At 70.0% G+C, this 11,831-nt stretch carries 13 protein-coding genes; 11 read left to right on the forward strand and 2 right to left on the reverse strand.

The genetic code is table 11. The features are described 5' to 3' along the window. The first annotated feature begins 9 nt into the window (after positions 1 to 9). A complete protein-coding gene (locus AB0A90_RS30935) occupies positions 10 to 702 on the forward strand; it encodes an SDR family NAD(P)-dependent oxidoreductase (protein WP_357254742.1) in 693 nt (230 codons plus the stop codon). Here AB0A90_RS30935 and AB0A90_RS30940 read toward each other — a convergent pair. Next, positions 687 to 1,358 carry a thymidylate kinase gene (locus AB0A90_RS30940; RefSeq protein ID WP_357254744.1) on the reverse strand — a complete coding sequence of 224 codons (672 nt, stop codon included), beginning with the start codon at positions 1,356 to 1,358 and terminating at the stop codon, positions 687 to 689. The two genes, AB0A90_RS30935 and AB0A90_RS30940, sit on opposite strands and share 16 nt — an antisense overlap. Before the next feature lie 180 nt (positions 1,359 to 1,538). On the opposite strand from AB0A90_RS30940, the gene AB0A90_RS30945 reads away from it, so the two are divergent. The 5 genes from AB0A90_RS30945 to AB0A90_RS30965 all read left to right on the forward strand — a co-directional run bounded on the left by AB0A90_RS30945 (position 1,539) and on the right by AB0A90_RS30965 (position 3,975). After that, positions 1,539 to 2,123: a nucleotidyltransferase gene (locus AB0A90_RS30945; RefSeq protein ID WP_357254746.1), complete on the forward strand. Its 585-nt coding sequence runs from the start codon at positions 1,539 to 1,541 to the stop codon at positions 2,121 to 2,123. Further along, on the forward strand, positions 2,120 to 2,398 hold the full coding sequence (locus AB0A90_RS30950; RefSeq protein WP_357254748.1) for a hypothetical protein: 279 nt from the start codon (positions 2,120 to 2,122) through the stop codon (positions 2,396 to 2,398). The genes AB0A90_RS30945 and AB0A90_RS30950 overlap by 4 nt, the downstream gene beginning before the upstream one ends. Positions 2,399 to 2,409: 11 nt before the next feature. Further along, positions 2,410 to 3,186 (forward strand): metallophosphoesterase, encoded by a 777-nt coding sequence (locus tag AB0A90_RS30955; RefSeq protein ID WP_357254750.1) that lies wholly within the window; start codon positions 2,410 to 2,412, stop codon positions 3,184 to 3,186. Next, the gene (locus AB0A90_RS30960; protein WP_007464364.1) at positions 3,177 to 3,320 is read left to right on the forward strand and encodes a GPGG-motif small membrane protein; all 144 of its coding nucleotides are present in this window, start codon (positions 3,177 to 3,179) and stop codon (positions 3,318 to 3,320) included. Before AB0A90_RS30955 ends, AB0A90_RS30960 begins: the two co-directional genes overlap by 10 nt. Before the next feature lie 160 nt (positions 3,321 to 3,480). Beyond that, positions 3,481 to 3,975: a TspO/MBR family protein gene (locus AB0A90_RS30965; RefSeq protein WP_357254753.1), complete on the forward strand. Its 495-nt coding sequence runs from the start codon at positions 3,481 to 3,483 to the stop codon at positions 3,973 to 3,975. A gap of 49 nt (positions 3,976 to 4,024) precedes the next feature. Here AB0A90_RS30965 and AB0A90_RS30970 read toward each other — a convergent pair whose 3' ends face one another. Further along, entirely contained in the window at positions 4,025 to 4,798 is a 774-nt protein-coding gene (locus AB0A90_RS30970; protein WP_357254755.1) for a peptidoglycan DD-metalloendopeptidase family protein, read from the reverse strand. 250 nt (positions 4,799 to 5,048) lie between these two features. Between AB0A90_RS30970 and AB0A90_RS30975 the strand changes: the two genes are divergently transcribed. From AB0A90_RS30975 to AB0A90_RS30995, 5 genes are all read left to right on the forward strand, one after another. After that, positions 5,049 to 6,395 (forward strand): ABC transporter substrate-binding protein, encoded by a 1,347-nt coding sequence (locus tag AB0A90_RS30975; protein WP_357254757.1) that lies wholly within the window; start codon positions 5,049 to 5,051, stop codon positions 6,393 to 6,395. 70 nt (positions 6,396 to 6,465) lie between these two features. Further along, a complete protein-coding gene (locus tag AB0A90_RS30980) occupies positions 6,466 to 7,512 on the forward strand; it encodes a sugar ABC transporter permease (RefSeq protein ID WP_357254759.1) in 1,047 nt (348 codons plus the stop codon). Between the two features lies 1 nt (position 7,513). Beyond that, positions 7,514 to 8,482 (forward strand): carbohydrate ABC transporter permease, encoded by a 969-nt coding sequence (locus tag AB0A90_RS30985; protein ID WP_357254761.1) that lies wholly within the window; start codon positions 7,514 to 7,516, stop codon positions 8,480 to 8,482. 69 nt (positions 8,483 to 8,551) lie between these two features. After that, positions 8,552 to 9,598 (forward strand): LacI family DNA-binding transcriptional regulator, encoded by a 1,047-nt coding sequence (locus tag AB0A90_RS30990; RefSeq protein WP_357254763.1) that lies wholly within the window; start codon positions 8,552 to 8,554, stop codon positions 9,596 to 9,598. Positions 9,599 to 9,628: 30 nt separating this feature from the next. Then, on the forward strand, positions 9,629 to 11,302 hold the full coding sequence (locus AB0A90_RS30995) for a glycoside hydrolase family 13 protein (RefSeq protein ID WP_357254788.1): 1,674 nt from the start codon (positions 9,629 to 9,631) through the stop codon (positions 11,300 to 11,302). The last annotated feature ends 529 nt before the right edge of the window (positions 11,303 to 11,831 follow it).

Raw genomic sequence — 11,831 nt, forward strand, 5'->3', positions numbered from 1 at the left:
GTGGGTTCTATGGCGGGGCGGAGCGTTTTGGTTACTGGGGGGTTCGGGGGGCTTGGCGGGGCCGTGGTGGCCTCGTTCGTCGAGGCGGGTTGGCGGGTGGTCGTACCGGAGCGGACCGCCCGGCCCGGCTCGGGCCCGGCGGCGGACCAGGTGGTCCGGCTGGTCGCGGACCTGGCCGAACCGGAGGGGGCCGCGCGGGCGGTCGAGGCCGCCGCCGACGCGCCGGCCGCGCCGCTGCGGGCGGTGGTCAACCTGGCCGGCGGGTACGCGAGTGGCGGCCTGGTGCACGAGACGCCGGTGACGGATTTCGAGCGGATGCTCACCGTCAACCTGCGGCCCACCTACCTGGTCACCCAGGCCGCGTTGCCCCACCTGGTGGCGGCCGGCGGTGGCGCGGTGGTCTGCGTCGCGGCCCGCGCGGCGATCACGCCGTTCCCCGGCGCAGCCGGCTACGTGACGGCCAAGGCGGCGGTGCTCGCCCTCGCCAACGCGGTCGCCGTGGAGTACCGGTCCCACAACGTGCGCTGCAACACCGTGCTGCCAAGCGTCATCGACACCCCGGCCAACCGGGCCGCCCAGCCCGACGCCGACCACTCCCGCTGGGTGGCCCCGGCCGAGATCGCGTCGGTGATCCGGTTCCTCGCGTCGGCCGACTCCGCGCCGACCAGCGGCGCCACCGTGCCGGTCTACGGGCGGGCCTGAGCCACCAACGGGTCGCCATCTCCCTCCGCCGGCCCGGGGGCCGTCGGCAGCCAGGTCTCCAGGTGCGCCTGGATCTGCTCGGTCACCTCCTCGGTCGGGCGGCCCGCGTCCACCAGGACGAAGCTCGGGTACTCCGGGAGCGCCCGGTAGGCGGTGTCCGCAGCGGTCAGCCAGCCCATCGTCTCGTGGTCGGTGCCGCGCTCCTCGATGCGCCGGTACGCCTCCGCCGGGTCGACCGCGAGCAGGAAGGTCACCTGCGGGGTCGGGAACAGTCGGTAACCGGCGCGGGCCAGCCGCTCCCACCGGTGCCCACCATGCGCGCGGATGCTCGCGTACTGGCAGGCCGAGTAGCGGTCCATCACCGCCGTCCGGCCGGTGAGCAGGCAGGTGATCAGTGCTACGGCGATGGCGAGCCAGCGCAGCACGGACTCCACCGCCAGCACGCCGTCGCGCCCGACGAGCCGCTGGGCGTCCGGCCGTCCGAGCCGATGGGCCAGCCGGCCGAGCCAACGGCGTCCGCTGGCGTTGCGTCGGTAGGTGGCGGGGCGCCCGGCGGCCGTCAGTGCGTCGGCCAACCGGTGCGCCTGGGTGGTCTTGCCCGAGCCGTCGATGCCGATCAGGGCGACGGTGCGCAACCGGTCCCCGCCGCGTCGCATCCTCGATGATCTGGCCACCCTCCACAGATTATCCGACCCGCGCATCGGCTCCGCGAGGTTTGTGATGTTTCATCCCTGTTGCCACCCGACCGCGTCTCATGGAGGTGTGGCCGACCGGAATGCCGGGTACGGGAGTCTGAAACCCAAACCGCCGGTCCACCAACACGACGGGAGATCCAGATGGCTGAGCGCGGGGACGAGAGTCTGGTGCACACCCTCAAGAAGGTCGCCGCCGTGCTCAAGCAGTCCGAGATCCCGTTCGCCCTGGGCGGCAGCTTCGCCGTCTACGCCCACGGGGGCCACTCCAGCGAGCACGACGTCGACTTCCTGATCCGGGAGGCCGACGTGGAACAGGCCCTGGAGGTCCTGGTGGCCGCCGGCTTCGTCGCTCAGCGACCACCGGAGGACTGGCTGGTCAAGGTCTTCGACGACGGCCGGATGGTGGACCTCATCCACCGGCCGATCGAGACGCCGGTGACCGAGGAGACGTTCGCCGACACGGTCATCCGGCCGGTGGACGCGATCCAGATGCCGGTGCTGTCCGCCACCCAGCTGATGGTGCACAAACTGCTCAGCTTCTCCCAGCACTACTGCGACTTCGCCCGCGGCCTGCCACTGGCCCGGTCGCTGCGGGAGCAGATCGACTGGGATCGGGTACGCAAGGAGACGCAGCACTCGCCGTACGCCGAGGCGTTCCTGGTGCTGCTGGACCGGCTGGAGGTGGTGCCGGCGGTCGGCACCCAGCCAGGAGAGGGGACATCGTGACCCATCATCGCGACATCGGCGCCGGGCCACCACCCGACGAGTACGTCGAAGCGGAGATCCAGCGGCTGCTCGCCGAGGACCCCGCCGTCGCCGAACAGGGGATCACCGTGGTCCGACGGGAACGCGCCCTCGTCCTCTACGGCGAGGTGGAGAGTCCGCACCGGCGGGCGGAGATCCTGCGCCGGGTGTCCGAACGCTTTCCTGACGTACCGATCGCCAGCGACATCGGGGTGATCCGCGCCCAGGCGCCCACGGAGATCGAGCAACTGCCCTGAGGGAGGGTTCCATGGTGATCCGGATCGCCGCGGTGGGTGACGTGCATCTGGACGAGGACGTGGTCGGACGGTTCCGGCCGGCGTTGGAAGAGCTGCCGGAGTGCGCCGACGTGCTGCTGCTGGCCGGGGACCTGACCCGGCACGGCACCGAGGCCGAGGCGCGCTGCGTGGCGGAGGAGTTCGGTGGGTTGGCCGTGCCGGTGGTGACCGTGCTGGGCAACCACGACCACCAGTGTGACCAGGTGCCCCAGGTGGTCAAGGTGCTCGAGGACGCGGGCATCACCGTGCTGGAGGGCAACGGCGTGGTGTTGGACTGCGCCGGCGGCCGGCTCGGCATCGCCGGGGTCAAGGGCTTCGGCGGCGGGTTCGCCGGGCGGTGCGCGAGTGACTTCGGCGAGCCGGAGATGAAGTCCTTCGTGCGGACCACCACCGACAGCGCGGACCGCCTCGGCGCCGCGCTGCGCTCGCTGGACTGCGACATGCTCGTCGCGCTCACCCACTACGCACCGGTGCCGGACACGCTCGTCGGCGAACCGCTGGAGATCTACCCGTTCCTCGGGTCGTACCAGCTGGGTCAGGCGATCGACTCGGCACCCACGGCGCTGGCCCTGCACGGGCACGCACACGCCGGCACCGAGCGCGGCACGACCCCCGGTGGGGTACGCGTACGCAACGTCGCGCACCCGGTGATCAAGCAGGCGTACAGCGTGTTCCACGTGGGCGATCAACTTGACACCGACCAGGTTTCCACGATCAGTCAGTCGGGTATTCAGAGGTCATGGAGCTGATTCTTTGGATTCTCGCAGTCGTACTCGTGGTCGCCGGCATCCTCGCGCTGTTCCGCCGGCAGATCCTGTGGGGCATCGTCCTCATCGTTGTCGGGCTGTTGGTCGGCCCGGGTGGTGTCAGCATCTTCAATTAGCGTTCGCACGCCGTCATAACCGGGACCCGTCGGGGTCGCCGCGACCGGAGCTCCGTCCTCCCGACAGGAGCACCGGCCGGGGCGATCCCGGCGCTTTTTTGTGGGCGATCGTGCCGCCGTCGGCGGTTTGGGCGGACGCTGCTGGGAAATTATCTCGACCATGGAGATAACTCAGAGCGCCTCGAGGACCTCCGGACGGCGACGGTGGTGGGCCCTCGTCGGCTTCGCCGCGGCCGTCTTCGTCGCGGCCGCGATCGGCGGGCTGGGGGTGCAGGGCACCACCGACGAGTACGCGAGTCTGCGGCAGCCCGACTGGGCGCCGCCCTCCTGGCTGTTCGGCCCGGTCTGGTCGCTGCTCTACGCGCTGATCGCCGTGGCCGGCTGGCTGGTGTGGCGCCGGGTTGGCTTCTCCACCGCCCTCTGGGCGTGGACCGCGCAACTGGTGCTCAACGCCATCTGGACCCCGCTGTTCTTCGGCGCGGGACAGTACGGGCTGGCGTTCGCCGAGATCGTGGTGATGTGGCTGGCGATCGGGCTCACCGTGGTGCTGTTCGCCCGGGTGTCCCGGGTGGCGGCCGCGCTGCTGCTGCCCTACTGGGCCTGGGTCACCTTCGCCGCCGCGTTGAACCTGTCGATCTGGCAGCTGAACTCCTGACCGACAGGTCCCGGCGGTGCCGACCGCCGGGACCGTGGCCGTTCCCGGGTCAGCAGCGGGGCACGCCGGGGATGTAACCGTCCGAGCCGGTGTAGACGTACGCGTCGGCGATGTACCTACCGGAGCCGATGCGGTCCCAGATCGAGCTGGTGCCGTACGTGCCGGTGACCGTCGTGCCGCTGGTCTGGCAGGCGATGGTCACCCGGGCGCCGTCGGCGACGGTGCCCACCGAGGCGTACCCGGTGCCGGGGCCGGAGCGGACGGTCAGCGGGGTGCCGCTGGTGTCGACCGTGCCGTTGCCACTGCCCGAGGAGCACCCGTTGTCGCTGGTGTAGGTCTTGGTGCCCCAGTAGAGGCCGAGGCCGCCGTTGAAGCGGACCTGGATGTCGCTGCCGTTGAGGCGCTGCTCGTAGTGCAGGTGGGGGCCGGTCGAGCCGCCGGTGCTGCCGACCCAACCGAGCACCTTGCCGTAGGCGACGGTCTGCCCGACGGAGACGTTGAAGCCGGTCAGGTGGGCGTAGTAGGTGCTGTAACCGCCACCGTGGTTGATCCGGACATATTTGCCGTAGCTGGTGCCGCCGAGGTCGGTCACCCGGTCGACGGTGCCCGGGGCGCTGGCCACCACCGGGTCGCCGACGTCGTCGGTGCGGTTGAAGTCGACGGCGTACGCCGGGCTGTGATCCGACCTGGTCTGGCCGGACCAGGACTGGCCGCACGGGAAAGGCACCTTGAAGGTCGGCGCGGCCAGCGCCGGGCTCGCCGGCACCAGTGTTCCCCCGACGAGCAGACCCGTCACCAGCAGGCTCATCCACCGCTTGCGCATGCAGCTCCTCCTATGTCGAAAACCTTCGATCCGGTGCGCCCAGCCTGACAGATATCGTCAATCTTCGAAAGAGTCCAGGATTCGGGATGGCAGCGCGCCCACCAGGCAGCCCGCAGGTTTCCGGATTGTTACTCGCTCGTGTCTGACAGGGGGTGGACCGGAGCGAATGCAAGCGCTTACATGTGTGCACGCCCAATCGGACCGGCGACGGGTCACCAGCACGACCGCGCCGGCTAGGAAGGAGGACGGCATGGCGGTCTTTACCAGACCACGCCAGGCCTTCGTGATCGCCGGCGTACTCGGGCTGGCGCTCAGCGCCACCGCCTGCGGTACCGGCGACGACAAGAAGAGCAACAACGCGGGCTCCGCGGAGTGCGCCGCATACGACAAGTACGAGGGCCACGACGGCAAGAAGGTCTCGATCTACGCGTCCATCCGTGACGCCGAGGCCGACCTGCTGGAGCGCTCGTGGTCGGACTTCACCAAGTGCACCGGCATCGAGATCGACTACGAGGGCAGCGGCGAGTTCGAGGCGCAGCTTCCCGTCCGGGTCGACGGCGGCAACGCCCCCGACATCGCCTTCGTGCCCCAGCCGGGCCTGGTGAAGCGCTTCGCGGACGCCGGCAAGCTGAAGAACCTGAGCGCCGACACCAAGGCCCTCGCCGAGCAGAACATGCCGGCCGACTGGCTGAAGTACGGCACCGTCAACGGGACGCTCTACGGCGTGCCGCTCGGCGCCAACGTGAAGTCCTTCGTCTGGTACTCGCCGAAGACGTTCAAGGAGAAGGGCTGGGAGGTCCCGACCACCTGGGACCAGCTCATCACCCTGAGCGACAAGATCGCCGCCAGCGGCATGAAGCCGTGGTGCGCGGGCGTCGAGTCCGGTGACGCCACCGGCTGGCCGGCCACCGACTGGATCGAGGACGTGCTGCTGCGGACGGGCGGCCCCGAGGTCTACGACCAGTGGACCACCCACGCCATCCCGTTCAACGACCCGAAGGTCGTCGACGCGGTCGACCGCGCCGGCAGCATCCTCAAGAACGACAAGTACATGAACGGCGGCTTCGGCGGCGTCAAGAGCATCACCACCACCGCCTTCCAGGAGGCGGGCCTGCCGGTGACCACCGGCAAGTGCGCGATGCACCGACAGGCGTCGTTCTACGCCAACCAGTTCCCCGAGGGCACCAAGGTGGCCGAGGACGGCGACGCGTTCGCCTTCTACCTCCCGGCCATCGACCCGGCCAAGGGCAAGCCGGTGCTGGGCGCGGGCGAGTTCGTCGTCGGCTACGCCGACCGTCCCGAGGTCCAGGCGGTGCAGACCTACCTGGTCTCCGCCGAGTACGTGAACAGCCGCGCGAAGCTCGGCAACTGGGTCACGGCGAACAACAAGCTGGACATCGCCAACGTGGCCAGCCCGATCGACAAGCTCTCCGTCCAGATCCTCCAGGACAAGACGGGCACCTTCCGCTTCGACGGATCCGACCTGATGCCGGCCGCCGTCGGCGCGGGAACGTTCTGGAAGGGCATGGTCGAGTGGCTGAACGGCAAGCCGACCGCCCCGGTGCTCCAGGGCATCGAGAGCAGCTGGCCTAAGTGATCCCGGCGGTGGCCCGGTCCGCGCTCGCGGGCCGGGCCACCGGCCGAGGTGGACCCGGAAGGGAGGGTTGATGAAGTTCGACTTCGCCGATCAGCAGCCGAAGTTCCTCATGCTGATGTACGGGCTGGTCGCCTTCGTGGTGGTCGTTGGTGGTCTGCTCCTGCTGCTCGACGTGGTGCCGGCCTGGTTCGCCCGTCGGCGGGAGGCCCAGCTCGTCGCCGCCTCCGTGGGCGGGGGTCCGCTGCCTCGCCGACGCAAGCAGCGGGAGGGGCTCTTCGCGTTCTTCTTCCTGCTGCCGACGCTGCTGCTGCTCGTCATCGGCCTGGTCGTGCCGGCCATTCGCACCACGCTGCTCTCCCTGATGGACGGAAGCAGCACCAACTGGGTGGGTCTGCGCAACTACGGCTGGATGTTCTCCGACGACTCGATCGTCCGAGTCCTGATCAACACCCTGGTCTGGGTGCTCCTGGTCCCGTTGGTGGCGACCGGGTTCGGCCTGCTCTACGCCGTACTCGTAGACAAGGCCCGGTTCGAGGCGGTGGCCAAGTCACTGATCTTCCTGCCGATGGCCATCTCCTTCGTCGGCGCCAGCATCATCTGGAAGTTCGTCTACGCCTACCGGGGTGACGGCGACCAGATCGGTCTGCTCAACCAGATCGTGGTCAGCCTCGGCGGTGAGCCGAAGCAGTGGCTGCTGGAATCACCACTGAACACGCTGCTGCTGATCGTCATCATGGTCTGGATCCAGGCCGGTTTCGCCATGGTGGTGCTCTCCGCCGCGATCAAGGCCATCCCCGGCGACATCGTGGAAGCCGCCCGGCTCGACGGCGTCAGCCCCTGGCAGATGTTCTGGCAGATCACCATGCCGAGCATCCGGCCGGCGCTGATCGTCGTGGTCGTCACGCTCACGATCGCCACGCTCAAGGTCTTCGACATCGTCCGGACCTCGACGAACGGCAACTACGACACCAGCGTGATCGCCAGCGAGATGTACAACCAGGCGTTCCGGTACGGCCAGAACGGGCAGGGCTCGGCGCTCGCCGTCTTCCTCTTCATCCTGGTCATCCCGGTCGTGATCTACCAGATCCGCAACCTCCGTCAGCAGCGGGAGGGCTGAGATGACCACCGCAACGCCCACCGTCGCCGCCGGCGCCCAGCAGACCGACGGCACCCCGACCACCGCCGCCGGACGGGTCCGCAAGCGGTTGAACAGCCGCACCGCGACCCTCGTCTCGGTCATCATCGCGGTGGTCTGGACCATCCCGACCTTCGGCCTGCTCGTCTCCTCCCTCCGACCGGAGGACGAGATCAAGACCACCGGCTGGTGGACGGCCTTCACCAACCCGCAGTTCACGTTCGAGAACTACCAGCAGGTCCTGTTCGGGCGGTCGTCGTCCTCCGGACAGCTCGCCGGTTCCTTCATCAACTCGCTGGCGATCACCATCCCGTCGGTGCTCTTCCCCCTCGCCTTCGCGTGCCTGGCCGCGTACGCGCTGGCCTGGATCAACTTCCGCGGCCGGGACTGGGTCTACATCGCGATCTTCGCGTTGCAGATCGTGCCGTTGCAGATGGCCCTGGTGCCACTGCTGAAGTTCTTCTCCACCGGCGTCACCCTCGGTGGCGTCACCCTGATGCCGGCCTGGGACCTGGTCGACGAACAGAAGTTCGCCCAGGTGTGGTTCGCCCACACCTGCTTCGCGCTCCCGTTCGCCGTCTTCCTGCTGCACAACTTCATCTCGCAGCTGCCCGGAGACCTGATGGAGGCGGCCCGGGTCGACGGGGCCACCCACCCGAAGATCTTCCGCAGCATCGTGCTGCCGTTGATCACCCCGGCGCTGGCGGCGTTCGGCATCTTCCAGTTCCTCTGGGTCTGGAACGACCTGCTGGTCGCGCTGATCTTCGCTGGTGGCGGCAACGAGACCGCCCCGCTCACCGTCCGCCTCGCCGAGATGGCCGGGACCCGGGGCAACGAGTGGCAGCGGCTCACCGCCGGCGCGTTCGTCTCCATCGTCGTACCGCTCATTGTCTTCCTGTCCCTGCAGCGCTTCTTCGTGCGAGGTCTGCTCGCCGGCAGCGTCAAGGGCTGACCCGATGCGCCCGCCGCCGCCGGACCCCTCGGGCGGCGGCGGGCGCATCGGGCACCGAGCGGGGGAACCGTGACGAGGATCGATGATGTGGCCCGGCTGGCCGGTGTGTCCACGGCCACCGTCTCGCGGGCCCTGCGCGGGCTACCGACGGTCTCCGCCGCCACCCGGCACCGGGTGCTCGCCGCCGCCGAGCAACTCGACTACGCGGTCTCACCGAGCGCGTCCCGGCTCGCCGGTGGCCGTACCGGCACGGTCGCGGTGGTGGTCCCCCGGATCACCCGCTGGTTCTTCAGCACCGTCGTCGAGGCGGTCGAGGAGTACCTCCACCAGTCCGGTTACGACCTGCTGCTCTACAACCTGGGTGGACGGGAGCAGGTCCGCCAGCGGGTCCTGCGCACGGCCAACCTGCACAAGCGGGTGGACGCCATGATGCTCGTCGCCACGCCACTGCGGCCGGCCGACCTGACCGCGCTGGCCACTCTGGAACTGCCCGGGGTCACCATCAGTTCGGGCAGCCGGGTGCCCAACTGGCCCTGCGTACGGATCGACGACGTCGCGGCCGCGCGGGCCGCGACCCGGCACCTGATCGACCTCGGCCATCACCGGATCGCGCACATCTCCGGCGACCCGGACGACGAGTTGGCCTTCACCACCCACCTCGACCGACGCCGTGGCTACCGGGCGGAGCTGCGCTCCGCCGGCCTGCGGCCCGACCCGAGCCTGGACGTCGAGTCCACCTTCACCATCGACGGCGGCAACCGGGCCACCGCCGAGTTGCTGGCCAGTGGCGAACCGCCGACCGCGATCGTCGCCGCCTGCGACGAGATGGCGATGGGAGCGATGACCGCGGTACGCGACGCCGGACTGCGGGTGCCGCAGGACGTCAGCGTGATCGGCATCGACGATCACGACCTGGCCGGTGTGCTGGGACTCAGCACCATCGCCCAGCCCGCCGCCGAACAGGGACGGCTCGCCGCCCGAATGCTGCTCGACCCGCTCGGGGCGCGCCCTCCGGGCGCCATCGTGAGTCAACGGAACGCCGGCCGCGACACACCGGTGATCCTGCCCACTCGGTTGGTCGTCCGGGACTCGACCGCACCACCCCGGGCACACTGAAATCCACACACCGCGACACGGGAGAAGACCCTGAACACCGATCCGACGCAGCAGAACTCCTCCGGTCACCCGGTCACCGGCTGGTGGACCGAGGCGACCATCTACCAGATCTACCCCCGCTCGTTCGCCGACTCGGACGGCGACGGGATCGGCGACCTGCCCGGCATCACCGCCCGCCTCGATCACCTCGTCGAGCTGGGCGTGGACGCGGTGTGGCTCTCCCCCTTCTACCCGTCGCCGCAGGCCGACGCCGGCTACGACGTGGCCGACTACCGCGACATCGACCCGCTGTTCGGCACCCTCGCCGACGCCGACAAGCTGATCGCCGAGGCCCGGTCCCGCAGCCTGCGGGTGATCGTCGACCTGGTTCCCAACCACACCTCGTCCGCGCACCGCTGGTTCCAGGAGGCGCTGCCCGCCGCGCCCGGCAGCCCGGAACGATCCCGGTACATCTTCCGGGACGGCCGCGGACCGGCCGGTGACCAGCCGCCGAACGACTGGCAGAGCGTCTTCGGTGGCCCGGCCTGGACCCGGACGGTGGACGCCGACGGACAGCCCGGCCAGTGGTACCTGCACCTGTTCGACACGGGCCAGCCGGACCTCAACTGGGACAACCCGGAGGTGCACGCGGAGTTCCTGGACGTGCTGCGGTTCTGGCTGGACCGCGGCGTGGACGGCTTCCGGGTGGACGTGGCGCACGGCCTGATCAAGCAGGCCGACCTGGCCGACTGGCAGGAGCCCCAGGAGATCCTCTCCGGCAACGAGATCGACAAGCCGCGCCCGCCGATGTGGGACCAGGAGGGCGTACACGAGATCTACCGGCAGTGGCGCCAGGTTCTGGACAGCTACCCCGGTGAGCGGGTGCTGGTCGCCGAGGCGTGGGTGGAGCCGGCCGAGCGGCTGGCCCGCTACGTCCGCCCGGACGAGATGCACCAGGCGTTCAACTTCGAGTACCTGCTCGCCGCGTGGACCGCACCCGCCCAGTACGCGGTGATCACCCGCTCACTGGAGGCGACCGACTCGGTCGGCGCGCCGACCACCTGGGTGCTGTCCAACCACGACGTGGTGCGGCACGCCTCCCGGCTCGGCCTGCCGATCGGCACCGTACGGCCCAACGGCATCGGCATCGGCGACCCGCAGCCGGACGCCGCGCTCGGCCTGCGCCGGGCCCGGGCGGCCACCCTGCTGATGCTCGCCCTGCCCGGCTCGGCGTACCTGTACCAGGGCGAGGAACTGGGGCTGCCCGAGCACACCACGCTGCCCGACGAGGCCCGGCAGGACCCGACCTGGGCGCGCAGTGGGCACACCCAGCGCGGCCGGGACGGTTGCCGGGTGCCGATCCCGTGGGAGGCCGACGCCCCGTCGTACGGCTTCGGCCCCACCGACGCGAGCTGGCTGCCGCAGCCGCCGCTCTGGGCGGAGTACGCGCTGGACCGCCAGCGCGACGTGCCCGGCTCGACGTACGAGCTGTACCGCACGGCGCTGCGGCTGCGCCGCGAGCACGGGCTGGGTCGCGGCACCCTGGAGTGGGTGTCCTCCGGCGACGAGGCGCTGACCTTCCGCAACGGTGAGCTGACCGTGCTGACCAACTTCGGTGCGGCGTCGGTGCCGGTGCCGGCCGGTGCCGAGGTGCTCGCCGCCAGCGCACCCCTGGACGACGACAACGCGGTCCCGACCGACGTGACCGTCTGGCTGCGCGGCTGATCTCGCGACGACCGGCCCGTCCCGCCGAGCGGTGCGCGCGGGCGGGCCGGTCAGGCTGGATCGCCGCGCGGTGGAGCTGATGTCGTAAACGATTCACGGCCGCGCCGCCCGCCCACGCCGCGCCCGCCCGCGCCCAGCACCCTCAAGATCGCACTACTTCCAGGATGCAGTGGCCTCGGCCCGCCGGGAGGCAACTAGAACTAAGAAGTAGCGCGATCTTGAGTACCGCGGGACGTGCGGGGACGCCTGGGCCCTCGGAACCGCACACCGAACGTGCCCCCACGCCGCCGCGCCGCCGATCTGCAGTTTCGGTCGCCGATATGGGTTCAATGCCCGCCTTTGCCGAGACAGTAAGCGCAAGATCGCGCGGCCGGGGCGGTCGGCCCGTCGATCATGGAGTTGTGGTGCCTGCTTCGGTGCCTCACAGGTCATTTGTCACCCACCACAACTCCATAGCGCGGGTCAACGCCCGGGGTGGCAGCCCGGACGAAGTCCAGGCCGAGCTGCTTGGCCGTTTCCAGCGCCTCGG

Origin of the sequence: Micromonospora sp. NPDC049204 (assembly GCF_040647935.1) — a bacterium.
Classification (GTDB): Bacteria; Actinomycetota; Actinomycetes; order Mycobacteriales; family Micromonosporaceae; genus Micromonospora.